Source organism: Achromobacter sp. ACM01 (genome assembly GCF_014851745.1).
Taxonomy (GTDB): domain Bacteria; phylum Pseudomonadota; class Gammaproteobacteria; order Burkholderiales; family Burkholderiaceae_B; genus Achromobacter; species Achromobacter aegrifaciens.
Genome location: NZ_JACVAF010000010.1, coordinates 41,170 through 64,388 on the forward strand (window position 1 = coordinate 41,170; position 23,219 = coordinate 64,388).

21 protein-coding genes are annotated in these 23,219 nt (G+C 67.1%); 13 read left to right on the plus strand and 8 right to left on the minus strand.

The window, feature by feature from the left end; all coding sequences use genetic code 11:
- The first annotated feature begins 92 nt into the window (after positions 1-92).
- Genes IB268_RS29410 through IB268_RS29440 form a run of 7 tightly spaced genes read left to right on the plus strand, consistent with a single transcriptional unit; the run spans position 93 to position 7,405 of the window.
- Positions 93-1,625 carry a class I adenylate-forming enzyme family protein gene (locus tag IB268_RS29410; protein ID WP_192355214.1) on the plus strand — a complete coding sequence of 511 codons (1,533 nt, stop codon included), beginning with the start codon at positions 93-95 and terminating at the stop codon, positions 1,623-1,625.
- Positions 1,622-2,806, plus strand: coding sequence for a lipid-transfer protein (locus tag IB268_RS29415; RefSeq protein WP_192355215.1), 1,185 nt, complete (start codon positions 1,622-1,624; stop codon positions 2,804-2,806). Before IB268_RS29410 ends, IB268_RS29415 begins: the two co-directional genes overlap by 4 nt.
- A 10-nt stretch (positions 2,807-2,816) precedes the next feature.
- Positions 2,817-3,260 carry a MaoC family dehydratase N-terminal domain-containing protein gene (locus IB268_RS29420; RefSeq protein WP_175161815.1) on the plus strand — a complete coding sequence of 148 codons (444 nt, stop codon included), beginning with the start codon at positions 2,817-2,819 and terminating at the stop codon, positions 3,258-3,260.
- Positions 3,261-3,269: 9 nt separating this feature from the next.
- On the plus strand, positions 3,270-3,689 hold the full coding sequence (locus IB268_RS29425) for a MaoC family dehydratase (protein ID WP_054451225.1): 420 nt from the start codon (positions 3,270-3,272) through the stop codon (positions 3,687-3,689).
- Positions 3,690-3,708: 19 nt separating this feature from the next.
- Positions 3,709-4,533 carry an SDR family NAD(P)-dependent oxidoreductase gene (locus IB268_RS29430; RefSeq protein WP_054451226.1) on the plus strand — a complete coding sequence of 275 codons (825 nt, stop codon included), beginning with the start codon at positions 3,709-3,711 and terminating at the stop codon, positions 4,531-4,533.
- A gap of 15 nt (positions 4,534-4,548) precedes the next feature.
- Positions 4,549-5,703 carry an acyl-CoA dehydrogenase family protein gene (locus tag IB268_RS29435; RefSeq protein ID WP_175182076.1) on the plus strand — a complete coding sequence of 385 codons (1,155 nt, stop codon included), beginning with the start codon at positions 4,549-4,551 and terminating at the stop codon, positions 5,701-5,703.
- A gap of 40 nt (positions 5,704-5,743) precedes the next feature.
- Entirely contained in the window at positions 5,744-7,405 is a 1,662-nt protein-coding gene (locus IB268_RS29440; protein WP_125471087.1) for a long-chain fatty acid--CoA ligase, read from the plus strand.
- A gap of 103 nt (positions 7,406-7,508) precedes the next feature.
- Here IB268_RS29440 and IB268_RS29445 read toward each other — a convergent pair whose 3' ends face one another.
- The 7 genes from IB268_RS29445 to IB268_RS29475 are packed head-to-tail and all read right to left on the minus strand — an operon-like array spanning position 7,509 to position 15,380.
- Entirely contained in the window at positions 7,509-8,489 is a 981-nt protein-coding gene (locus tag IB268_RS29445) for a tripartite tricarboxylate transporter substrate binding protein (protein ID WP_192355216.1), read from the minus strand.
- A gap of 29 nt (positions 8,490-8,518) precedes the next feature.
- On the minus strand, positions 8,519-9,736 hold the full coding sequence (locus tag IB268_RS29450) for a CaiB/BaiF CoA-transferase family protein (protein ID WP_225589080.1): 1,218 nt from the start codon (positions 9,734-9,736) through the stop codon (positions 8,519-8,521).
- Complete coding sequence (locus tag IB268_RS29455; RefSeq protein ID WP_192355246.1) at positions 9,733-10,884, minus strand: acyl-CoA dehydrogenase family protein; 1,152 nt, start codon at positions 10,882-10,884, stop codon at positions 9,733-9,735. The genes IB268_RS29450 and IB268_RS29455 overlap by 4 nt, the downstream gene beginning before the upstream one ends.
- Before the next feature lie 39 nt (positions 10,885-10,923).
- Positions 10,924-12,129 (minus strand): acetyl-CoA acetyltransferase, encoded by a 1,206-nt coding sequence (locus IB268_RS29460; RefSeq protein WP_192355217.1) that lies wholly within the window; start codon positions 12,127-12,129, stop codon positions 10,924-10,926.
- Complete coding sequence (locus tag IB268_RS29465) at positions 12,110-13,582, minus strand: 3-oxoacyl-[acyl-carrier-protein] synthase III C-terminal domain-containing protein (RefSeq protein ID WP_175214243.1); 1,473 nt, start codon at positions 13,580-13,582, stop codon at positions 12,110-12,112. The genes IB268_RS29460 and IB268_RS29465 overlap by 20 nt, the downstream gene beginning before the upstream one ends.
- Entirely contained in the window at positions 13,579-14,454 is an 876-nt protein-coding gene (locus IB268_RS29470) for a MaoC family dehydratase (protein WP_192355218.1), read from the minus strand. The genes IB268_RS29465 and IB268_RS29470 overlap by 4 nt, the downstream gene beginning before the upstream one ends.
- Positions 14,455-14,462: 8 nt before the next feature.
- Positions 14,463-15,380, minus strand: coding sequence for an SDR family NAD(P)-dependent oxidoreductase (locus IB268_RS29475; RefSeq protein ID WP_192355219.1), 918 nt, complete (start codon positions 15,378-15,380; stop codon positions 14,463-14,465).
- A gap of 346 nt (positions 15,381-15,726) precedes the next feature.
- Here IB268_RS29475 and IB268_RS29480 point away from each other — a divergent pair, with 346 nt between their 5' ends.
- The 6 genes from IB268_RS29480 (at position 15,727) to IB268_RS29505 (ending at position 22,097) form a co-directional block, all read left to right on the plus strand.
- Positions 15,727-16,731: a LysR family transcriptional regulator gene (locus tag IB268_RS29480; protein WP_175161834.1), complete on the plus strand. Its 1,005-nt coding sequence runs from the start codon at positions 15,727-15,729 to the stop codon at positions 16,729-16,731.
- A 76-nt stretch (positions 16,732-16,807) separates the two neighbouring features.
- Positions 16,808-17,791, plus strand: coding sequence for a tripartite tricarboxylate transporter substrate binding protein (locus tag IB268_RS29485; RefSeq protein ID WP_192355220.1), 984 nt, complete (start codon positions 16,808-16,810; stop codon positions 17,789-17,791).
- Between the two features lie 206 nt (positions 17,792-17,997).
- The gene (locus tag IB268_RS29490; RefSeq protein WP_192355221.1) at positions 17,998-19,233 is read left to right on the plus strand and encodes a CaiB/BaiF CoA-transferase family protein; all 1,236 of its coding nucleotides are present in this window, start codon (positions 17,998-18,000) and stop codon (positions 19,231-19,233) included.
- The gene (locus IB268_RS29495; protein ID WP_192355222.1) at positions 19,226-20,011 is read left to right on the plus strand and encodes a crotonase/enoyl-CoA hydratase family protein; all 786 of its coding nucleotides are present in this window, start codon (positions 19,226-19,228) and stop codon (positions 20,009-20,011) included. The genes IB268_RS29490 and IB268_RS29495 overlap by 8 nt, the downstream gene beginning before the upstream one ends.
- A gap of 70 nt (positions 20,012-20,081) precedes the next feature.
- Positions 20,082-21,062 carry a tripartite tricarboxylate transporter substrate binding protein gene (locus tag IB268_RS29500; RefSeq protein WP_175161841.1) on the plus strand — a complete coding sequence of 327 codons (981 nt, stop codon included), beginning with the start codon at positions 20,082-20,084 and terminating at the stop codon, positions 21,060-21,062.
- A 63-nt stretch (positions 21,063-21,125) separates the two neighbouring features.
- Positions 21,126-22,097: a tripartite tricarboxylate transporter substrate binding protein gene (locus IB268_RS29505; RefSeq protein WP_192355223.1), complete on the plus strand. Its 972-nt coding sequence runs from the start codon at positions 21,126-21,128 to the stop codon at positions 22,095-22,097.
- A gap of 16 nt (positions 22,098-22,113) precedes the next feature.
- On the opposite strand, the gene IB268_RS29510 is transcribed toward IB268_RS29505, so the two are convergent.
- Positions 22,114-23,031 (minus strand): LysR family transcriptional regulator, encoded by a 918-nt coding sequence (locus IB268_RS29510; protein ID WP_175161845.1) that lies wholly within the window; start codon positions 23,029-23,031, stop codon positions 22,114-22,116.
- Positions 23,032-23,219: the final 188 nt, after the last annotated feature.

The window sequence follows — 23,219 nt, forward strand, 5'->3', positions numbered from 1 at the left end:
CCGCGATCCGGCCCCAAGGAGGAAGCTAGGGGCTCGAGGACGAACGCACGCTGTTCCGCGCAAGGAGCACGGCGCCGCAGGAGACGAGCACCATGTATCTGACACAAGGCCTGCATCGTGCAGGCCGGCTGCACCCCGGCAAGATCGCGCTGTGCGAAGACGCACGGCGCTGGACCTACGCGGCGCTGATCGATTGGACCGCGCGCAAGGCCGCCGTGCTGCGCGGCCATGGCGTGCTGCCGGGCGATCGCGTAGCGTTCTGGGGCGCCAACGGCGCGGACTATGTGTCGTGGATCCTGGCGTGCTGGTGGCTGGGGGCGGCCGTGCTGCCTTTGAACACGCGCTGGAGCTGCCCAGAGCTTGCGCAGGCACTGGCCGACTGCAGTCCGCGCCTGCTGTTGGTGGACGAGACCATGGCCCCGCGCATGGCCGATGTGGACGTTCCTGCCAGCACGCAGCCGCTGTCCGCCGACGTGCTGGAAGCGCACGCCGCCGCGGCCGCGCCGCTGGACGATGTCCGTGCGGGCGGCGACGCGCTGGCCGCGATCCTCTTTACCGGCGGCACGACCGGCGCGCCCAAGGGCGCCGTGCTGACGCACGCGAACCTCTGGAGCGCTGCGGTGGCCAGGATGGCTACGGTCCCCACGCCGCCCGACAGCCGCACCCTGCTGGTCGCGCCGCTATTCCATGTTGCCGGATTGGGTCGATTGATCGGACAGTTTGTCGCGGGCGCATCGGTGGCGGTCCAGCGCGGCTTCCAGCCCCGCGCGGTGTTGCAGGCCCTGCAGGACGACGGCGTAACCGAAGTGCTGCTGGTGCCCAGCATGATCCAGATGCTGCTGGACGAACCCGGATTCGGGCAGTACCGGCTGGACGGCGTGCGGCGCGTGATCTGGGGCGCCTCGCCGATTTCCCGGGCGTTGCTTGACCGGGCGCTGGCGGCCTTTCCGCAAGCAGAGTTCGTGCATGCCTACGGCATGACCGAAACCGCCGCCACCGTCGCTATCAATGCAGACGTGCGCCAGGGCGGCGCGCGCACCGAATCGGCGGGACGGCCTGCGGTAGGCGTGGAGACGCGCATTCTCGCGCCCGATGGCAGCGAGGCGGCGCCCGGCGCCGTTGGCGAGCTGTCGGTGCGCGGGCCCATGGTGATGCAGGGTTACTGGAACCGGCCTGAAGAAACGCGTCGCACGTTCGACGGGGACTGGTTGCTGACGGGCGACGCAGCCCGCCAGGACGAGGATGGATACCTGTACATCGTCGACCGCCTCAAGGACATGATCGTCAGTGGCGGCGAAAACGTTTACGGCGCTGAAGTGGAAGGCGTGCTGGCCCGCCACGCGCTGGTGGCGCGCTGCGCGGTCATCGGCGTGGCGCACGCGCGCTGGGGCGAGGCTGTGCACGCGGTAATCGTGCCGCACCCAGGCATGGCCGCCGACGCCGACGCCCTGGACAGGCATTGCCGCCTGCAGCTTGCCGCCTACAAATGTCCCAAGACCTACGAGTTCCTCAGCGAATTGCCCATGTCGGCCGCCGGCAAGGTGCTGAAGTCCGTGCTGAGACAAGACCATGAATCCAGGCGCGCGGCCGTCGCCGCGCCCGCTCATCAGGAGAGTCAGACATGAATCGGAAAGTATGGGTGGCAGGGGTCGGCATGATTCCTTTCAGCAAGCCCGGCGCCAGCGAGGCATATACCGTGATGGGCGCGAGCGCCGTGCGCCAGGCCCTGCGGGACGCGGGGCTGCAATACGACGCGGTCCAGCAGGCCTACGCCGGCTATGTCTACGGCGATTCGACCGCTGGCCAGGCGGTGGTCTACGGCGTGGGGCTGAGCGGCATTCCGGTGTTCAACGTCAACAACAATTGCGCAAGCGGTTCGTCGGCCCTGTTCCTGGCGCGGCAGGCGGTGGAAAGCGGGGCGGTGGAGTGCGCCCTGGCGGTGGGCTTCGAACAGATGGTGCCTGGCGCGCTGAAAGGCGTGTACGAGGACCGCCCGTCGCCACTGCAGGACTTCGTCCTGGCGATGAGCGAAATGCAGGGCTATGACACGGCCAAGCCGCGCGCCGCCCAGTTCTTCGGCGGCGCGGGCCGCGACTACATGAAGGAGCACGGCATCGGCGCCGACGTCTTCGCCCGCATCGCGGTCAAGGCGCGCCAGCATGCCGCGCGCAATCCTTACGCCGTGTTCCGCCAGCCGGTCACGCTGGACGAGGTGCTGTCCGCGCCCATGATCTTCGATCCGCTGACGCGCCTGCAATGCTGCCCGCCGACCTGCGGCGCGGCGGCCGCCATCCTGTGTTCGGACGAGTTCGCGCGCGGCCACGGCCTGGCGCCCGCCGTCAGCATTGCCGCGCAGGCCATGACGACGGACACGCCGTCCACCTTCGGCGCCGGCGACATGCGCAAAGTGGTGGGCTTTGACATGACGCGGGCCGCAGCCGACCAAGTCTATGAGGCCGCCGGTATCGGCCCTGACGACGTGGACGTGGTCGAGCTGCACGACTGCTTCACCGCCAACGAGCTGATCACCTACGAAGGCCTGCGCCTGACGCCCGAGGGCAGCGCCGAGAAGTTCATCCTGGAAGGCGACAACACCTACGGCGGCAAGGTCGTGACCAATCCATCCGGCGGCTTGCTGTCCAAGGGCCATCCGCTGGGCGCAACCGGCTTGGCGCAGTGCACCGAGCTGGTGTGGCAACTGCGAGGCCAGGCGGACTTGCGCCAGGTCGAAGGCGCCAGGCTGGCGCTGCAGCACAACCTGGGATTGGGCGGCGCCTGCGTGGTGACGCTGTACCAGGCGGCCTGAGGAGAACGCAATGCTCGATACCAGCCATATCGGCGCCGCCTTGCCGGCGTTCAACGCGACCGTGGAGGCAGGCCGCCTGCGCTTCTTTGCGAAGGCCACCGGCCAGGACGACCCGGTCTACACCGACGAAGCCGCCGCGCGAGCGGCCGGCTACCGGGGACTGCCGGTGCCGCCGACCTTCTTCTTCTGCCTGGAAATGGACAGCCCCCGGCCCGCAGCCATGCGTGAATTGCTGGGCATAGACATAGCGCGGGTGCTGCACGGCGAACAGGGATTCGTCTACCACGCCATGGCGCATGCCGGCGACGAATTGCGCTTTGAACCGCGCATCGCCGACATCTACGCCAAGAAGGGCGGCGCACTGGAGTTCGTCGTGCGCGAAACCCGGGTGACCGACGCCGCGGGGCGCCTGGTCGCCGAACTGCGCGCGACGACCGTCGTGCGCAACGCCTAGGAGACAGGAATGACTGCGGCCATGAATCATGACGCCAGGGCCGGCGACGAGCTGCCCGGTTTTACCGCGGGGCCGATCAGCCGATTGGGGCTGGCGCTGTATTGCGGCGCCTCGGGCGACCACAACCCGATACACGTGGACCTGGATTTCGCGCGAGCCGCCGGCATGGACGACGTCTTCGCCCACGGCATGTTGTCGGCTGCCTATCTGGCCCGGCTGCTGACGAACTGGGCGCCGCAATCGGCGTTGCGCGAGTACGCCGTGCGCTTCGTGGCGATCACGCACGTGGGTGACGAGGTCCGCTGTTCCGGCAGCGTGGTGGAACGCTTTGAAGCGCAGGGAGAAACCCGCTTGCGGGTGGAGCTGCATGCGCGCAGCCAGACCGGCGAACTGCGCCTGAGCGGCGTGGCAGTGCTGGCAATTCAGTAGCCCAGGAAAGGAGAGAACGATGGGTACATTGGAAGGCAAGGTCGCGCTGGTTTCGGGCGCGGGACGCGGCATCGGGCAGGAGATTGCGCTGAAGCTGGCGCGCGAAGGCGCCAACGTGGTGGTGAACGATCTGGACGCGGGGCCTGCGGAAGAAACCGTGGCGCTGATCCGCAAGGCGGGCGGCCAGGCGCAGGCCTGCGCGGGCAGCGTGATCGAAGCGGGATTTGCCGAACGTTTCGTCGGCACCGCCGTGGACACCTATGGCGGCCTGGACATCATCGTCAACAATGCCGGCTACACCTGGGACAACGTGATCCAGAAGATGACAGACGAACAATGGGACGCGATCCTGGCGGTGCACCTTTCCGCGCCGTTCCGCATCCTGCGGGCGGCCTCCAGCTTCATCCGGGTCGCGGCCAAGGCCGAAGCGGAACAGGGCAGGGAAGTGTTCCGCAAGGTCGTGAACATCTCGTCGACTTCCGGAGTCATGGGCAATGCCGGCCAGGCCAACTACTCGGCCGCCAAGGCCGGCATCAACGGGCTGACGCGCGCGTTGGCCAAGGAATGGGGCCGCTACAAGGTAAACGTCAATAGCGTGGCCTTCGGGCTGATCAAGACGCGCCTGACCGAAGCGCCGGCCGACGGTGATGCCACGCTGGATATCGAAGGCCGGCAGATCAAGGTGGGCGTCAATCCGCAAGTGCTGAAGAACGCCGAAAGCCTGATCCCCATCGGCCGCGCCGGCACGCCGGCGGAAGCCGCAGGTGCGGTGTACCTTTTCTGCCTGCCCGAGTCCAACTACGTCAGCGGCCAGGTCCTGGTCGTCGGCGGCGGCCGTCCTTGAAAAGGGGGGAGCGCTATGGACACGCCACGGCAAGGCTGGATGGATGCGGACCTGACGCTGTTCCAGGATTCGACGCGCCGCCTCTTCGAAAAGGAGTTCGTGCCCGACGAAGAGCGCTGGCGCAAGCAGCAGCACGCGGACCGCGAGGTCTGGAACAAGGCGGGCCGGTTGGGCCTGCTGTGCGTGAGCATGCCCGAGGCCTATGGCGGGGGCGGAGGCAACTTCGCGCACGAGGCCATCGTGGCGGCGGAGCAGGCGCGCGCCATGGTGCACGGCTTCAGCAACAACGTGCACAGCGCCATCCTGGCGCATTACATACTGAACTACGGCACGGAAGAGCAGAAGCGGCGGTGGCTGCCACGCATGGCCACGGGCGAACTGGTGGGCGCCATCGCCATGAGTGAGCCGGGAGCCGGGTCCGACCTGAAGAGCGTGCGCACCACCGCCGTCAAGCAGGGCGAGCAGTATGTCCTCAATGGCTCCAAGACCTTCATCACCAACGGCTTGCACGCGGACCTGGTCTGCGTGGTCGCCAAGACCGATCCCCAGGCGGGGGCCAGGGGCGTGTCGCTGATCATGGTGGAAACGCAGGACCTGCCGGGCTTCAGGCGCGGGCGGTTGCTGGAGAAGCTGGGTCAGAAAAGCCTGGACACGGCGGAGCTGTTCTTCGATGGCGCGCGCGTGGGCGAGGACTGCCTGCTGGGTGGCGTCGAGGGCCGTGGCTTCGCCCAGCTCATGCAGCAGCTGCCGCGCGAACGGCTGCTGATCGCGGTGGGCGCCGTGGCCACCATGCGTCGCGCCATCGAGGAAACCCTGGCCTACGCGAGCACCCGGCAGGTCTTCGGCCAGGCGCTCATCGAACTCCAGAACACGCGCTTCAAGCTGGCCGAGTGCGAGACAGTCGCCACCATTGCGGCGCGTTTCGTCGACGATTGCATCGAGCGCCAGCTGGCGGGCACGCTGGACCTGTCCACGGCGGCCATGGCCAAGTGGTGGACCACGCAGATGAACTGCCAGGTGATCGACGAATGCCTGCAATTGCACGGCGGCTACGGCTACATGCTTGAATACCCGATAGCCAGGCTGTACGCGGATGCGCGGGTCGGCAAGATCTACGGCGGCTCCAACGAGATCATGAAGGAAATCATCGCGCGCGCCATGACCGCCTGAGGCGCATGGCGGACAGTCAGAACAACGATGAGGAGACAAGATGCACCAAGCGCATTATCGGTACTGGCCCAAGGGGCTGCCGAAGGAGATCAGCCCGCCGCAGTCCAGCCTGTACTTCAACCTGGAGGCGTCCGCCACGCGCTATCCGGGCAAGGCCGCCATCGTGTTCTACGACACCGTGCTGGACTACGCGCGGCTCAAGCGCGAGGTCGACGCCATGGCCGGCTACCTGCAGCACAGCGCGGGCGTGAAGGCAGGCGACCGCGTCCTGTTGCTGAGCCAGAACTGTCCGCAGTTTGTCATCGCGTACTACGCGATCCTGCGCGCCGAGGCGGTGGTGGTGCCGGTCAATGCCATGAGCACGCCGGACGAATTGGCGCATTACCTGGCGGACAGCGGTGCCCGCGTGGCCTTCGCGGCCCAGGAACTGTGCGCGCGGCTGGACGGCTTCGCCGCTGACGGACGCCTGGAGCGTGTCATCGTCCACACCTATTCGGATTATTTGCAGGGACCGGCTCCTGATGCGCCCGAATGGGTCGCCGCGCCCAGGCGCGCACCCGATGTGCGCGGCGGCGTGCCCTGGTACGGCGCGCTGGCGGTCAACGTACAGCCGTTGCCGCACCGGGCCGGGTCGAAGGACCTCTGCCTGCTGCCTTATACCTCGGGCACCACCGGGCGGCCCAAGGGCTGCCGCCATACCCACGGCACCATGAATGCATCCCTGGCCGGTTCGCAGCTATGGCGCGGCCTCACCTCCGAAGCGGTCATCATGGGCGTGGCGCCGATGTTCCATCTGTTGGGCATGCAGAGCTGCATGAATACGCCAATCCTGCTGGGCGCCACGGTGGTGGTACTGCCGCGCTGGGACCGCGAAGTGGCCGGGAGGCTGATGGCGCGTCATCGCGTCAGCGTCTGGGCCGCGCCGCCCGCGATGGTCGTGGATTTCTTCGCGCAACCCGGCATCGAAAAGCTGGACCTGTCCAGCCTGGCGCAGCTATGCGGCGGCGGAGCCCCCATGCCCGAGGCGGTCGCTGCCATGTTGGCCAGCCGCTACGGCATCACCTACAACGAGGCCTATGGGCTGACGGAAACCGCCTCGTTCCTGCACTGCAATCCGCTGGACCGCAACAAGCGCCAATGCATAGGCGTCCCCACCTTCGGCGTGGACACGCGGATCGTGGATCCGGCCACGCTGGTTGAACTGCCCCAGGGCGACACCGGCGAACTCGTCACGCGCGGCGCGCAGGTCATGCTGGGGTACTGGAACAATCCGCAGGCCGATGAGGAAGCCTTTTTCATGCTGGACGGGCAGCGCTATTTCCGCACTGGCGATTTGGGCCGCGTGGACGAAGACGGCTATTTCTACGTGACCGATCGCCTGAAGCGCATGATCAACGCATCCGGCTACAAGGTCTGGCCGGCGGAGGTCGAGAACGCGCTGTACGAGCATCCGGCAGTCCACGAGGCCTGCGTGATCGGAGTGCCGGATGCCTGCCGCGGCGAAACGGTGAAGGCTCTGCTGGTGTTGCGCGACGAGGCGCGCGGCAGCGTGCGCGAAGAAGAGGTGATCGCCTGGGCGCGGACGCGCATGGCTGCCTACAAGGCGCCGCGCATCGTGGAGTTCGTGGAGGTTTTGCCTAAGTCCAGCACGGGCAAGATCCTGTGGCGGCAGCTGCAGGAGGAGGGCAAGACGGCGGCCTAGCTCGGCGTGTCCGGCAGCTCAGGGGCCGGCGGGCCGCTCCTGGCCATTCTCGGCCCGCACCCCTGGCGCAAGCGGCTGATGCAAGAAGGGGCGGCTGGCTAGCCTATCTCAGGGTGATCCCCGTCTGTTGCACGACCCGCGTCCAATATTGGCGATCGTCGTCCATCCTTGCGGCGAGATCCCTTGACGTGCCGCCTTCAGCGATCAGTCCCAGTTGCGCATAGCGCTCGCGCACGTCGCTCGTTGAAAGCACGGTTGCCACATCTGTCGTGATGCGGTCGGCCACGGCCTGAGGGGTGCCGGGCGGCGCGTAGAGCCCAACCCAGGTATCCCGGTTCAGGCCGGCGATGCCCAACTGGTCGAAGCTGGGCACGCCGGGCAGCAGGGGCGAGCCCGCCGGCGTGGTGACGGCCAGCACGCGGGTCTTGCCCGTCTGGGCCGCCTTGGTGGCGCCGGATGCGCTCAGGAAGGCGCTGCCTACGTGTCCCCCTAGCAGGCCGCTCAGATTGGGGCCTTCTCCCGCAAAGGGTATGTGGGTGATGTCGATGTCCATTTCGCGCTTGAGCAGTTCGCCGAAGAAATGCGTGCTCGTGCCTTCGCCGCTGGAGCCGAAGCTCACGGCACCGGGCTTGGTGCGAGCCAGCTCGACATACTGTGCGAGGCTATCCGCCGGAACCGCTTGCCGGTTGACCAGTAGCGCGACCGGTGTGGTGAAAAGGGTGGACACGGGCACCAGGTCCGCTGCCGCCGGCGCAGCGCCATCCTGGCCGCGGCTTAGCTGTTCGTTGAGGGTCGAATTGGTCGCCGCGACCAGGGTGTTGCTGGGCGGACTCTTGGCCGCCGCCGCCAGGCCGATGCGGCCGGAGGCGCCGGGGCGGTTCTCGACGATCACGGCCTGATTCCACAGGACGCTCAAGCGCTCGGCCAGGATGCGGGCGGCGCCATCGACGGCGCCGCCCGCGGGGTAGGGCACGATCAACCGCACCGGCTGGTCTGGGTAGGGGTCGGCGGCGCAGGCGGGCTCGGGGTTGAGCGCCGCGATCGCGACGGCCATGAACGCGATCAAGCGGATGGCATGGTGCATTGCTGGTCTCCCTTGTGCATATCGAGCGCTCAGATCACGCCGGCCGCGCGCAGCCGGGCGATGCTGTCTGGCGGCAATCCCAGCAGCTCGCCATAGACCGTTTCATTGTCTTGCCCCAGTTCGGCGCCAGCATGGCTGGGCTCCGTCGGATCGCGGGCGAAGCGCGGCACGACGTTGGGCATCTGCAGCATGCCGAAGTCGCGGTCCGGGACGTCAACGATGGAACGCCGCGCCACCACGTGGGGATCCTTGACCACCTGTTCGATGGTGTAGATCGGCGCCAGCGTGCCGTTGGCCTGTTCGAAGGCCGCGAGCACCTGGTCCAGATCGTGTCCGGCGCACCAATCGATGAAGACGCGGTTCAACTCCTGTTCATGCAGGACCCGGCTGGCGTTGTTGGCGTAGCGGGGATCCAGCGCCAGGTCCGGCCGGCCGATGGCCTGGCAGTTGTTGGCGAACATGGAGTCGATCGAGCCGGCCATGGATACCCAATGGTTGTCTCGCGTCCGGTAAACCGCGGAAGGTGCGGAGTAGGGGCTGCGGTTGCCGTTCCGGGCGGGCACGGTACCAAGCTGCTGGTAGACCCCGGGCATGAAGTCCAGCAGCCGGGTGATGCACTCCGTCAGCGCAAGGTCGATCTCTTCGCCGGGCCGGGCAGGGTCGCGGGCGCGGGGCCATAGAGCCGTGAGGATGCCGATGGCGCCGAACAGTCCACCTATCGAGTCGCCGAGCGGCACGCCGGCGTGCATGGGCTCGTCCTCGGCATGCCCGGTGACGGTGGTCAGCCCGCCCATGGCCTCGAAGATCCGTGCGAAACCGGGCCGCTCCGAGTAAGGGCCGGACTGGCCGAAGCCCGTGACGCGCAGGATCACCAGGTTGGGCTTCAGCGACCACAGCACTTCCTTGGTCAGGCCCCAGCGGTCGAGCGTGCCGGGCCGGAAGTTCTCGATCAGCACATCGAACTGCGGCACAAGCTGCTTGAAAATGTCGGCGCCTTCCGGCGTGCGCAAGTCCAGCGTGGCAAAGCGCTTGCCGCGCTGGGCGGTCTTCCACCATATGCTTCTGCCATCCTTGAACGGCGGAAAGGCGCGCATGCCGTCGCCCTTGCGCGGCAGTTCCAGCTTGAGCACGTCGGCGCCGTAGTCGGCGAGCAGCGTGGCGGCGAAGGGGCCAGCGAGGACGGTGGCGATGTCCAGCACCTTCAGCCCGGCCAGGGGGCCTGTCTTGGCGTCGCGTCCTGTCATCATCGCGGCGCCAGTTGGCGGGCGATGATCTCCTTCATCACCTCATTGGCCCCGCCATAGATTTTCTGGCCGCGAGAATCCACGTACATGCGCGCGATGGGGTATTCACGCATGAATCCATAGCCGCCGAAGAGCTGCAGGCAGCGGTCGACCGTCTCGCACTCCTTCTGCGTGCCCCACCATTTCGCCATGGCGGCGGTAGCGGCGTCCAGTCTCCCTTGTTGCTGCCAGGCGATGCACTGATCGATGAATACCCGCGCCAGCGCGGCCTCCGTCTTCATCTCGGCGAACTCGAAACGGGTGTTTTGCAGCTTGAACAGGGGCTGGCCGAAGGCCTGGCGCTGATGCACGTGTTCCAGCGTCAGGCGCAAGGCCCGTTCGATGCTGGCGACGGCGCGTATGCCGATCAGCAGGCGCTCATAGGGCAGCTGCGCCATCATCTGGGCGAATCCCTGGCCTTCCCCGGCGCCCAGCAGGTTGGCGGCGGGAACCCTGGCCTCATCGAAGAAGAGTTCCACGGTATCCTGCGCCTTGAGTCCGATCTTGTCCAACGGCTCACCGCGGCGAAACCCCGCCAGCCCGCCGGTTTCCACCATCAGCAGCGACACGCCCTTGGCGCCCAGGGTGGCGTCGGTCTTTACGGCCAGCATCACCAGGTCCGCATGATGGCCGTTGGTGTTGAAGGTCTTGGAGCCATTGACCACATAGCTGTCGCCATCGCGCCGCGCGCGGGTCTTGATGCCTTGCAGGTCGGAGCCGGCGCCGGGTTCGGTCATGCCGATGGACGCGACGATGTCGCCGCTGGCCATGCCCGGCAGCCAGCGCCGCTTCTGCTCCTCGTTGCCGTAGTGGTGCAGGTAGTGGCCGACGATGTAGTGCGGGCCGAAACCAGGGCCGAAGCCGCATTCCGCGCTGACTTCGATCAGCGCCGCCAGATGGGCGTAATCGCCGTCGCCACCGCCATGCTCCGAAGGAAGATCAGCCAGCAGGAAGCCCATCGCGCCGAGCTGATTCCAGACCTCGCGATCGACGTAGCCCTGCGCCTCCCAGGCCGGCAGGCGCGGTAGCAGTTCGGCGCTCCAGTAGCGGCGGGCAGTTTGCTGGAACTGTTCGATCTCTGGCGTGCGCCAGGGGGATTGGTATTCGTCCATCAACACGTTGTTTCTCCTTTCTTGTCCGATGTGCGCCGGTCAGGCGCCGTACTTGCCCAGCACGGAGACGCTGCACACGTTCTGCCAGGGAAAGCCGCCCAGGTTGTGGATCACACCCAGGGCGGGATCGTCGGCGCGCTGGCGGGCGCCGGCGCGGCCCAGCATCTGCAGATACATCTCGTAGGCCATGCGCAGTCCGGTCGCGCCGATGGGATGGCCAAAGCACTTGAGGCCGCCGTCGATCTGGCAGGGAATCGTGCCGTCCGCGTCATAGAATCCGTCCAGCACGTCATGGGCGCCGCGCCCTTCAGCCGAGATGTGCATGTCCTCCATCGTCACCAGTTCAGTGATGGAAAAGCAGTCGTGCACTTCCAGCAGGTCGATCTGCTGGCGCGGCCGTCCTATGCCGGCCTCTTCATAGGCGCGGGCCGACGCGACCCGGGTGGTCTGGAAGTAGCTGCCGTCCCAGCTGTCGTGCCCGGCTTCGCTGCCGCTGGATACCGCCAGCTGGAGCGCCTTGATTGCCACCAGGTCGCGCTTGCCCAGGGCGCGCGCGATGTCAGGCGTGGTCAATATCGCGCAAGCAGCGCCGTCCGAAACGCCGCAGCAGTCGTACAGGCCCAGCGGCTCGGCGATCATCGGCGCGTTGATCGCGTCCTCCATGCTGATCGGATTGCGGAGATGGGCCTTGGGATTGCGGCCGGCGTTGGCGTGGCTTTTCACCGAGATATGGGCGATGGCGCGCTTCAGGTCGCGCGCATCGACGCCATGCTTGGCGCGGTAGGCGCTGGCCAACTGCGCGAACGAGCCGGGCGCGCTGATGTTGGGCCACACGATGTCGTTGAGCGGACCGCGCGGACGTTGGGGCAGGCCGCCGTAGCCGGTGTCCTTAAGCTTCTCCACACCGAAGGCGAGCGCAAAGTCGCAGGCGCCGGAGGCCACCGCATAGGCGGCGCCGCGCAGCGCTTCCGACCCGGACGCGCAGAAATTCTCCACTCGCGAGACGGGGATGTTGGGCAATCTCAGGGCAACGCCCAGCGGTACGCCGCCGCTGCCCAGGTGCTGCGTTTCGATGCCGGTGCCCAGCCATGCCGCCTGGATCTGTTCCTTGCCGATCCCGGCATCCAGCAGGCATTCGCCGAAGGCCTCCACCGCGAGGTTCTCAGCGCTGCGATCCCAGCGCTCGCCAAAGTGCGAGCAGCCCATCCCCAGGATCACCACCTTGTCACGAATTCCCGTTGCCATGCCTGTTCTCCTTAGGGTTGGCGACGGTCGCCTTCCAGAAATAGCGGGTGTAGCCGCGCGCGGCGTCGTACGCCTTGATCCGAAAGCTCATGCGCAGCGCAACGCCGACAGCGAGCTCGTCTTCGTCCATGTCGGCGTAGTCCATCATCAGGCGGCCTCCGCCTTCGAACTGAACCATGCCGTAGCAGGCAGGCGGATCGGGGGTATAGGCCAGGCGGTCCGCCGTGTAGCTCATGATCCTGGCCGGGGTGTCGGCGAACGGCAGGTCCTCTTGCGTGCCGCTGGCGCCGCAGGCGGGATTGACGCAGATGTCGGCGCGCGGCCACTGGGCCGTGCCGCAAGCGCGGCAACGCCCGCCGACGAAGCCGTGCACCGCCTTGCGGTTGCGGTATTCGACGGAGAGCGGCGTAAGCTTGTCGTTGTCGGCGCGCATGCCGCGTTCCAGCGCAAGCTGGTCGTTGAAAACCAGGAACTTCATGTAGTTGTCCTCGGCCTTGCCGCGCGCCAGCCAGCCTTGCGCGCCCAGCCGGCCAGGCAGGGCGGCCAGGGCCGGGGTGGTGCGCAAGACCAGCACGTCCACTCCCTGGCCGAATGCGACCAACACCAGCACTTGCCCCGGGGCGGCCGCACCCAGAGCATGTGCCAGCATCAGCAGCGGATGGGCGCAGCCAGCGTTGCCCACCGTGGCCGCCAGCGTGTCATGCGCGCGGTCGGGCGGGATGCCGGCGAGCTTGGCGATCCGCTGCGCCGCGCCCTTTTGCGGCAGCGCCACGCACAGGGTATCCACCTGGCCAGGGTCCAGCCGGGCCTGGCGCAGCGCCGCCGAGATGGCCTGCGGAATCTGCGCGCTGTGTCCTTCCTCGCGTATCCAGCGCTCTTCCCAATAGGTGTCGGTGGCCGCGCCGACGCCGCGATAGTGGTCGGCCATGTCGATGCTGCGGCTTTCCAGCGCCAGGGGTTCGGCGATGGCCTCGCCATCGCCCACCAGCACCGCGCCCGCGGCATCGCCGTACAGCAGCTCCTGCGCGCTGGCCACTTTGGCCTTGCGGCGGTCGCTCGCCACGACCAGCGCGCTGCGTCCAGCGCCCCCGCGCAGCGCCTGCATCAAGGCGGAGGTTGCACCGCGCTGCGAGGACGCGACGTCGATGGCGCCGATGTCCTCGGCCAGATTCAAGGCCTGCGCCACGATGCTGGCGTTCAACCGGCTGGCGTAGGGCAACGAGGTCGAGGCCAGCAGCAGGTCGTTCACGGCGGGGCTATCGAACCCCTGCAGGCAGTCGCGCGCGGCTTCCACTGCCATGGTGATGGCATCCTCGTCGTAGCCGCACATGGAACGCTCGCCGGCGCGATGTGCCGCCAGCGAGGTGTCGTACCAGGAATGGCTGCGCACGATCGCCTCGCGCTGCAGGCGCAGGCGCGGAATGTAGGCGCCGAAGGAAAGTATGCCTCTCATGCGCCTGCTCCGTGCGCCGCGTCGATGATGGCCAGACCGTTGTTCAGCACCACTTTCTGGCGTTCCAGCGCCGTAGCGCGGAAGCGGACTTCGCCGCTGGCGCCCCAGGCCTCGACGCGGATGGTCTCGCCGGGATAGACCGGCGCGCTGAAGCGCACGTCGATGCGCTTGAGTCTGGCCGGCTCGTAGTCGCACAGCATGCGCAGCAGCCCGTGGCAGGCGATGCCGTAGGAGCAGAGGCCATGCAGGATGGGCCGCTCGAAACCGCCCGCGCGCGCGACCTCGGGGTCCGCATGCAGCGGATTCAGGTCGCCGGACAGGCGGTAGAGCAGGGCCTGGGATGTCAGCGTGGGCAGGTCGCAGACGTGTTCGGGCGTGCTTTCCGGCAGCTTGGCGGGCGCCGGTGATGGGCCGCTGGCGCCGCCGAAGCCGCCGTTGCCGCGCGCCATCACTGCCTGTTCCACGGTGGCAAGCAGGGCGCCGTCGCGCGTTTCCAGCGTGCGTTCCACGAAGAAAAGCGCACCGACGTCCGGCCCCTTGTCGAGGATGTCCTTGATCCGCGTACGTCCGATGACGGTGCCGGCTGGCGCCAGCGGACGATGCAGCTGCACCGACTGGCTGGCGTGCAGTACTCGGCGCCAGTCTATGCCGGTGTTGGGTTCCTTCATCCAGAAGCCGGGGTAGCCTAGCACCGCGGCCTGGGTCGGCACCGCCAATTGCCGCTCTTCGTAGACGAAGGGTAGTTCGCGCGCATCCAGCGGGTCGCGGCCCAAGCCCAGTCCCAGCGCGTACAGGATGGAGTCCTTGGCGGTGTAGGTCTGCTCCACCGGTTCGAAGTGGCGCCGCATCAGTTTGTCGGGGTCGAGTCTCATGGCGGGCCTCATACCGGAGTCCAGGCGAAAGCCTCGCGCGCGCTTTCCAGCGGCACCAGACTGGGCTGCATCGCAGGGATTGCATGCTCGGCGATGGCTTCGACGGTCCAGCCTTCCGAGCGATGCACGCTGCGTACCGGCCGCGGCTGGCTGAACAGCATGATTTCGTTCTTGCGCACGCCGAAGATCTGCCCGCTCACGCCGGCGGCCAGGTCTGACAGCAGGTACACGACCATGGGGGCGATCTTGTCGGCGGTCATCTGCTTGAAGCGTTCCAACCGGCGCTTCTGCTCCTCGGTTTCGTCGGGCAGGGTGCCGATGAGGCGGCTCCAGGCCCAAGGCGACACGCAGTTCGAGCGTACGTTGCAACGTTCCATTTCCAGCGCGATGGAGCGCGATATCCCGACGATGCCCAGCTTGGCCGCCGAATAATTGGCCTGGCCGATGTTGCCCACCAGGCCGGCTGCCGAGGTCATGTGCACGTAGGCGCCGGACTGCTGCTCGCGGAACATCGCGGCGGCGGCGCGGCTGACGTTGTAGGCGCCTCGCAGATGCACGTCGATGACCTGCTGCCAGTCCACGTTGCTCATCTTGTGGAACATCCGGTCGCGCAGGATGCCGGCGTTATTGACCACGCCGTCCAGCCGTCCGAAGTTATCGACGGCGGTCTGTACCATGCGCGCCGCCGCATCCGGGTCGGAGACGCTGTCGCCGTTGGCGACGGCGCGCCCGCCTGCCTGGCGGATTTCCGCGACCACCTCGGATGCCGGGTCCAACGTGCCTGCGCCTTCGCCGTTCGGACTGCCGCCCAGATCGTTGACCACCACGGCTGCGCCCTCGCGCGCCGCCAGCAGGGCGATTTCGCGGCCGACGCCGCGGCCGGCGCCGGTGACCAGAACGACTTTCCCTTCAAGTACTCCAGCCATTTCATCTCCTTGGCAGGTTGATCCGTACACCCGGAATCGGGATGGGCCAACTGTAGGCATGGAGGGCGAGCGGGGTAAGCACGCGCAGCGGATGGCAGGTATGCAGGATCGGCAACGCTCAGGTCGATTCGCCGTGATTCGGTCCGTGCTGCGTGGCAGCAAGAACGCTCCCGGAGTTGCTGCGGGTTGATCCCGATCCGGCATGGATGAAGCAGCCGGTCGGCGCGCGCTTGCCGCAACGCAGCACCTTTGACGCGGCGCCGCGCCAGGCCGCATGGGCGCGATACGCCCTGATATGATCAAAAAAAACCAATGCAGGCTGTCCCATCCCGGCAGGAGACAGAAAGTGAAACTGGTGGCCCGCGCAGCCGATGAGCTGAAGATCGAGAACGTGTCCGCTTTCGTCGCGACTGCGGAGTCAGGCAGTTTTTCGCAGGCGGCGGTGCTGCGGGGATGCTCGCAGTCCATGCTGAGCCGGCGGGTATTGGAACTGGAAGAACAGTTGGGCGGCCGCCTGTTCAACCGCACTGGCCGCGGCGTGCTGCTGACCGAGTTGGGCGTGGCGCTGCTGCCCGTGGCGCAGGGCCTGCTGGATGGCGCCACCGGCTTCCTGGAGCTGGCTTCCTCCACCAATGAGCAGCCGTCCGGCACGGTGGAGATCGCCTTGCCGCGCTGGGCCGCCGAAGGCCCGGTGTCGATGCTGGTGAATCGCATAACGTCCCAGTTTCCCAGGATCCATCTGGTCATACACGAAAGCTACAGCCGCGACGTGATGGACAGGCTGGCGGCGGGCAAGCTCGATATCGGCGTCTTCAACAGCTGCCAGCCCGAGCCGCCCGCCCAGGCACAGCGCCTGTTTTCGTCCGACCTGGTGCTGCTGGGCCGGCGCGATTCGCCGCTGTTGCGCGACCCCACCGTGCCGCTGGCCGCATTGAACGGCTTGTCCATCGTGATGCCGCCTTCGCCCAACCCCGTGGAGGCCGTGGTGCGTGAACGCACCCGCGACATGCAGCTGGAGTTGCGCGCGGAACTGGAGATCAACTCCGGCGCGATGATCCGCGAGGTGGTGCGCCGCTGCGGCCGCCATGCCATTACCCAGGTGCATCGCATCGAGGACTACCTGGACGAAGGCGACCTGGCGATTTCCCGCATCGTCGAACCGGCGCTCACCTTGCACACCTTCTGCGCCACCGGCGCCAAGCACCGCATCAACCGCGCGAGCCTTGCGGTAGAGCGCTGCCTGGTCGCGGTGCTGGGAGAGCACTTCGTCCGATTGCAGCAGGCCGCGCAGATGCGCGAGGCGCGCTGGGCCAAGGCCTGGCAGACAGCTGTTCAGACCGTGCATAGCTGATCGTCGGTTCCCGCATGGCACGCCGGAGTTCTTGTCGCTATCGTGACAGGCCACAAGAACCCGAGGAGACGAAACCATGTCCGTTGCCAGAACCGCGTGGCGCGCTGCAGTGCTCGCCTGCACCGCACTGCTTGCTTCGATGCCGGCCGCAGGAGCCGGAGCCGATGCCTATCCTTCACGGCCCATACGCTTCATCGTGCCCATCGGACCCGGCAGCAGCGGCGATACGATGACGCGCACCTTCGCCGAGCACCTGCGCAAAGTGGCGGGCCAGTCCACACTGGTGGAGAACCGGCCCGGCGCCGAACTCTCGCTAGGCACCCAGGTGGCGCTGAGCGCGCCAGCCGACGGCTACACCGTGGTGTTGATCAGCCCCAGCGCGACAGTGATCAACCCATTGTTTGTAAAAGACTTGCCGTATCGCCCCGAGGATCTGCTGCCGATGCTCAACGTGACCCGGCACGTGGCCGTGCTGGTCGCATCGGTGAGTTCGCCCTACAAGAATCTGGGCGACGTCGTCGCGGCAGCCCGCCGCGACAAGGGCGGCGTCAGCCTGGCCACCTACGGCAACAGCTATCGCCTGGGCGCGCTCGACCTGGCCAGCCGCGCGGGCGTGGATTTCAACCATGTCCCATACAAGGGCGCCGCGCAGGCAGTGGCGGACGTGGTGGGGGGCTCGGTGGATCTGGCGTTGATAGACATCGCCGGCGCCGCGCCCCTGGTCGCCTCGGGGAAAATCCGGGCGCTGGCCGTAGCCGGAGACCAGCGTCATCCGCTGCTGCCCGACGTGGCGACCGTGCAGGAATCGGGCTATCCCGGCTACTCCCTGTACATTTTCATAGGCTTCGCCATACACGCCAAGACGCCTCCGGCGATAGCCGGCAAGCTTGAAGACATGATGCGACAGGTCATGGACGATCCGGCGCTGCGGGCGCAACTGGCCCAGCAGAGCGGTGGCGAAGTGGTGGGGATTGGGAGCAAGGAATTCTCCCGGGAAATTCAGGCCGAAAAGTTGCGGTACGGGGAATTGGCGCGCACGGTCGGCGGCGCGCTGCCCTGAACTAGGGCCGGCTCGGCCGCGATCTCCCGCCAATATCCTGGATGTATCGGCTGACCCAAATATAGTATTTCCGACGCTTGCAGTTCTTACCTAGGATGTCCAGCAAGACATTCTGGAATGGGAGCTGTCATGTTCGAAGGTGGTGTTTGCAGGATATCCGGGCCGCGCGGGATGCGCGTGCGGGCGGGGCGTTCGGGGTGCAGGGCATGAGTGGCCCGTTGGAAGGCGTGCGCATCCTGGATATCACCACGGTGCTGATGGGCCCCTACGCCACGCAGATACTGGGAGACCTGGGCGCGGACGTGATCAAGGTCGAACCTCCGGCCGGCGACAACGTGCGCGGCATCGGCCCGGCGCGGCATCCTGGCATGGGCGGAATCTTTCTGCACGCCAACCGCAGCAAGCGCAGCGTCGTGCTGGACTTGAAGCGGCCCGCCGGCCGCGACGCGCTGCTGAAGCTGGCGGCGACCTGCGACGTCCTGATCTACAACGTGCGGCCGCAGGCCATGGCGCGGCTGGGGCTGTCTTATCAGGAGCTGGCGCAGGTCAACCCGGCGATCCTGTATGTGGGCGTCTACGGCTACGATCAGCGGGGGCCCTATGCGGCGCGCGCTGCCTACGACGACCTGATCCAGGGCGCGGTGGCCATCCCGGCGTTGTCGGTCCAGGCTGGCAGTGAAACACCTCGGTACGCGCCCAGCGCCATTGCCGACCGCATCGTGGGCATCAGCGCGGCCAACGCGGTCAGCGCCGGCCTGTACCACCGGGCCCGGACAGGACAGGGGCAGGCCATCGATGTGCCCATGTTCGAGACCATGGCGCAATTGATTCTGGGCGATCACATGGCAGGCCAGTCCTTCGAGCCGCCCTTGGGCCCTCCCGGCTATCCGCGCATCCTGAACGCGGACCGGCGCCCTTATGCCACGCTGGACGGGCATATCTGCGTGTTGATCTACGCGGACAAGCAATGGGCGGCGTTCTTCGAATTGATCGGCCAGCCTGGGCGCGAGTCCACCGACCCGTGGTTCCGCGACATAGGCACTCGCACCCAGCACATCCATGCGATCTATCGCCTGGTGTCGGACGAGATCGCCAAGCGCACGACCGCGCAATGGCTCGAGGCGTTTGAGGCGGCGGATATTCCGGCCATGCCCATGCACACGGTGGATTCGCTGCTGCGCGATCCACAATTGGAAGCTGTCGGGTTCTTCAACACGGTCGAGCATCCCAGCGAGGGCAAGCTGCGCACGATGGCGGTGCCGTCGCGCTGGTCCGGCACGCCGCCCGACCCCTCGCGGCATGCGCCGCGGCTGGGCGAACACAGCGTCGAGGTGCTGAAGGAGGCCGGCTACCCGGATGAAGCCATTGCCACGCTGCTAAGGGATGGCGTGACCTTGACGGCGACCAACGATGCCGCAGTGACCGGAGCTGCCCATGACTGATTTCCTGAAACGCGAGCGCCATGGGGCCGTGCTGCTCCTGACCATGGACCGCGCGGCTACACGTAACGCGCTATCCGATCCCGACGCGATCGACGCGCTTGTGGACGTCTGCGCCGAGGTCAACGCGGACATGTCGGTGCGCGCCGTGGTGCTGACCGGCGCGCACGGCGTGTTCTCTTCCGGCGGCAATCTCAAGACCTTGTCCGCAGCCGTCGGCGCCGGCCTGGGCGAGCCGGTGCGCAGCCGGCAGGCCTACCGCGATGGCATCCAGCGTGTGCCGCTGGCCCTGTGCAATCTGGAAGTGCCGACGATAGCGGCGGTCAACGGGCCGGCCATCGGCGCGGGCTGCGACCTGGCCTGCATGTGCGACATGCGTCTGGCCGCCGAGGAGGCGCGCTTCGCCGAGAGCTTCGTCAAGCTGGGCCTGACGCCGGGAGACGGCGGCGCCTGGCTGCTGCCGCGGGTGGTCGGCATGTCGCGCGCGTGCGAGCTGGCGTTTACCGGCCGTAGCGTCGACGCCGCCCAGGCGCTCGACATGGGCTTGGTTTCGCAGGTGCTCAGCCAGGAGGCGCTGCTGCCGGCCGCCATGGCCCTGGCACAGGAGATTGCCCAGCATTCCGGCCATGCGCTGCGTCTGACCAAGCGCTTGCTGCGCGAAGGCCAGCACACCCGGCTGGATACCCTATTGGAATTATCGGCCGGCTTCCAGGCGTTGGCGCACCACACGCAAGAGCACGCCAGCGCATTGGACGCATACCTGGACAAGACGCGCGGCTGAGGCTTGCGCCCTGGCCACGGCAGCCTCGCCGACGCGCAACCGACAACGAGGCGACATAAGGAGGAGATCCATGGAGACAAAAAGAAGAACGCTGGTGGCCGCTTTAGGCGCGCTGGCTGGCCTGCCGCTGGCGCGCGCCGTCGCCAATCCCGCGGCGTGGCCGGCGCAGCCCTTGCGGCTGATCCTGCCTTACGCGGCGGGCGGTCCGACCGATGTGCTGGCCCGGGCCGTGGCGCAGCACGTGGCGCGGCAACTGGACCAGCCCGTGGTCGTCGAGAACAAGACCGGCGCCAGCGGCAACATCGCTGGCGAAACCGTGGCGCGCGCGCGGCCCGACGGATACACCCTGCTATATCACTCGTCGGGCCTGGCTATCAGCCCCGCGCTGTACCGGCAGCTGCCCTATGACCCATTGCGCGATTTCGCGCCGGTGGGGCTGACGGCCTCGATCCCGTTGGTGCTGATGACGACCAATGCCTTGCCGCCCAGGGACACCAGCGAATTCATCGCCTACCTCAAGGCGCGTCCCGATGCGCTCAGCTATGGCACCGGCGGCGTCGGCAACATCACGCATTTGAGCGTGGCGCTGTTCCTGCATGCCACCGGCACGCGCGCCGTGGGCATTCCCTTCAAGGGCACCAATCCGGCCATGGTGGCGATGCTGGGCGGCCAGGTGCAGTTCATGGTGGACGCGATCAGCTCGGCGCTGCCTTATATCCGTGACGGCAGGGTCAAGGCGCTGGCCGTGACCGGCGCCGAACGGTCGCCCGCGTTGCCGCAGGTGCCGACGCTGCGCGAAGCCGGCTTGCAGGACCTTACGATGAGTACTTGGCAAGGCGTGCTGGCGCCGGCTGCCACGCCGCAGCCGGTGATCCAGCGCCTGAACCAGGCGGTGGCCGCGGCGGTGCGCGATCCGGCCATCGCCGGACCGTTTACGGCGCAGGGGGTAGACCTGCGCAGTTCCTCGCCCGCCGAGTTCCAGGCTTATCTGGGGCAGGAGGTCCGGCGCTGGGGCGACGCGGTCAGGATGGCAGGCATACAGCCTGAATGAATATGGCAAACGCCATGGCCGCGAGGCCATGACTATGAATGGAACAGCCTTGCGGAGACAAGTATGAATATCAGGACCCTGGCCATGACGGCGATGCTGGGCGCGGCGCTGGCGCTGGGCGGCAACGCCCGCGCCGCGGAAAAGTATCCCTCGCATCCGGTGAAGATCATCGTCTCGCTGCCGCCCGGCAGCGGCGCCGACACCACGGCGCGATTCCTGTCCAAACATCTGGCCGAGCAGTTCGGACAGCCGTTCATCGTCGAGAACCGGCCGGGCGCCAACAGCTTCATCGCCGCCCAGGCGGTGGCGACCGCCGCGCCGGATGGCTACACGATGTTCGTGGCCAGCAATTCGCCCATGACGACCAATGCCGCCGTCTTCAAGCACCTGCCCTATGACGCGATCAAGGATTTTTCGCCGGTCGCGCCCATCGCGCGTTTTCCCATGGTGCTGGTGGTGCCGGCCAACTCGCCATACCGCAACGTGGCGGACCTGGTATCGGCCGCCAGGGAAGCGCCCGGCAAGCTGAACTTCGCGAGCGGAACCGCGACCTATCAGGTGGTGCTGGAGCTGTTCCATGAGCAGAACGGGATCAAGGCCACGCACGTGCCGTACAAGGGCACGTCGGCCGCCCTGGCGGATCTGGCGGGCGGCGTGGTGCAGTACAGCCTGGCCGACGTCAGCGCCGCGCTGCCGCTGATACGCGGCGGCAAGCTGAGGCCGCTGGCAGTGACCAGCGCGAAGCGCATCAAGGACCTGCCGGACGTGCCTACGATGCAGGAGAGCGGCACCAAGGGCTACGAGGCCTATGCCTGGACGGCTGCGTTCTTTCCCGCGAAGGTCGATCCCGCCATCGTGGCGCGCGTGTCGGATGCAGTGCAGGCGCTGGTGCGCAGCGACGAGGGCCGCGCGTTCATGGCCAATCTGGGCGGCGAGTCGTTTGTCGGCGGCCTCGAGACGCTCGCGGCCTTCCAGAAGGACGAGCTCGAGTCCATGCGGCGCATCGCCAAGCTGGCCAATATCCAGCAGGAGTAGACGCGTCCAGGCCCCGTCATTCGGGGGCCGCGACCGTGGGCGCCGGCCGCATCAGGCGGCAGGCCATCTCGACGAAATTGGCGGTGGTAGGGGTGGCATTGTCCGGGTGCACTGCCAGGGCGATGCCCACCTTGATGGTTTCGGCCAGCTGCGAAACATTGACCAGGCGCACATTGCTGCCCGCTTGCCGGCGGGCCACCGCCGGCACGATGGCCACGCCCAGCCCGCTTTCGACCAGGCTCAGGATGGTCTGCACCTGGATCGCTTCTTGCGCAATGCGCGGCACCACGCCTGCCTGCTGGAAGGCATACATGACCAGCGCGTGCATGCCCGGAACATGCGTGCGCGAATAGCCGATGAACGGCTCATCCGCCAGTTCGCTCAACGCGACGTCCTCGCGCTGCGCGTGGCGGCTGCCCGCTGGCACTGCCAGCATCAGATGATCGGGTTGCAGCAAGGTGATGCGAGCGGCCGTGGGTTCGAGCACAGGGAATCGAACTAGCGCCACGTCCAGCGTGTGCGCGTCCAGCCGGCGCAGCAGATCGACGGTGGTGGACTCCTCGATGATCAGGTCGACGCGCGGGTAGTCCTTGCGGAATTCCGACAGCAGCCGCGGCATCAGCGAGTAGGTGGACGAGCCGACAAAGCCCACCTTCAGGACACCTTGTTCGCCGCTGGCACCTTCCCTCGCCGCGCGGCGGATCTCCTCGGCATAGAACAGAGTGGTACGTGCATACCGCAGCACAACCTGGCCTGCTGGCGTGGGCTGCAGGCCGGCCGGCAGCCTATCGAAAAGCTGTACGCCGAGCTCTTGTTCAAGCTTCTTGATCGCGGTCGACAGTGGCGGCTGTGCCATGTGCAGCCGCTCGGCGGCCCGATGGAAGTTGAGTGTTTCGGACAGGACCAACAGCTGCTTGAGCTGGCGTAGCTCCACGGGCGCCTCCCTTGATGCGCCGGGCTCGCGATATTTGTGATGTATTGCCCGGTCCACATCTAATATTAGACCGTGATGTGCCCCCCGTGTAGATTGCCATAAAGCCCGCGCGCTCCGCCGCGGGCCGGGTTTGCACGGCACTTTCGCAAATTGGAATGCGCGCGGCGGCGCCGTGACGCCGCGCGTTC

Bases quoted from the DNA above. Each gene is read 5' to 3' on its own strand.
- IB268_RS29450 (WP_225589080.1), bottom strand. From the start codon at position 9,736: ATGATGACAGGACGCGACGCCAAGACAGGCCCCCTGGCCGGGCTGAAG.
- IB268_RS29505 (WP_192355223.1), top strand. From the start codon at position 21,126: ATGAATATCAGGACCCTGGCCATGACGGCGATGCTGGGCGCGGCGCTG.
- IB268_RS29410 (WP_192355214.1), top strand. From the start codon at position 93: ATGTATCTGACACAAGGCCTGCATCGTGCAGGCCGGCTGCACCCCGGC.
- IB268_RS29490 (WP_192355221.1), top strand. From the start codon at position 17,998: ATGAGTGGCCCGTTGGAAGGCGTGCGCATCCTGGATATCACCACGGTG.
- IB268_RS29440 (WP_125471087.1), top strand. From the start codon at position 5,744: ATGCACCAAGCGCATTATCGGTACTGGCCCAAGGGGCTGCCGAAGGAG.
- IB268_RS29455 (WP_192355246.1), bottom strand. From the start codon at position 10,884: ATGGACGAATACCAATCCCCCTGGCGCACGCCAGAGATCGAACAGTTC.
- IB268_RS29430 (WP_054451226.1), top strand. From the start codon at position 3,709: ATGGGTACATTGGAAGGCAAGGTCGCGCTGGTTTCGGGCGCGGGACGC.
- IB268_RS29415 (WP_192355215.1), top strand. From the start codon at position 1,622: ATGAATCGGAAAGTATGGGTGGCAGGGGTCGGCATGATTCCTTTCAGC.
- IB268_RS29475 (WP_192355219.1), bottom strand. From the start codon at position 15,380: ATGGCTGGAGTACTTGAAGGGAAAGTCGTTCTGGTCACCGGCGCCGGC.
- IB268_RS29465 (WP_175214243.1), bottom strand. From the start codon at position 13,582: ATGAGAGGCATACTTTCCTTCGGCGCCTACATTCCGCGCCTGCGCCTG.
- IB268_RS29495 (WP_192355222.1), top strand. From the start codon at position 19,226: ATGACTGATTTCCTGAAACGCGAGCGCCATGGGGCCGTGCTGCTCCTG.
- IB268_RS29460 (WP_192355217.1), bottom strand. From the start codon at position 12,129: ATGGCAACGGGAATTCGTGACAAGGTGGTGATCCTGGGGATGGGCTGC.
- IB268_RS29425 (WP_054451225.1), top strand. From the start codon at position 3,270: ATGACTGCGGCCATGAATCATGACGCCAGGGCCGGCGACGAGCTGCCC.
- IB268_RS29485 (WP_192355220.1), top strand. From the start codon at position 16,808: ATGTCCGTTGCCAGAACCGCGTGGCGCGCTGCAGTGCTCGCCTGCACC.
- IB268_RS29445 (WP_192355216.1), bottom strand. From the start codon at position 8,489: ATGCACCATGCCATCCGCTTGATCGCGTTCATGGCCGTCGCGATCGCG.
- IB268_RS29500 (WP_175161841.1), top strand. From the start codon at position 20,082: ATGGAGACAAAAAGAAGAACGCTGGTGGCCGCTTTAGGCGCGCTGGCT.
- IB268_RS29420 (WP_175161815.1), top strand. From the start codon at position 2,817: ATGCTCGATACCAGCCATATCGGCGCCGCCTTGCCGGCGTTCAACGCG.
- IB268_RS29435 (WP_175182076.1), top strand. From the start codon at position 4,549: ATGGACACGCCACGGCAAGGCTGGATGGATGCGGACCTGACGCTGTTC.
- IB268_RS29470 (WP_192355218.1), bottom strand. From the start codon at position 14,454: ATGAGACTCGACCCCGACAAACTGATGCGGCGCCACTTCGAACCGGTG.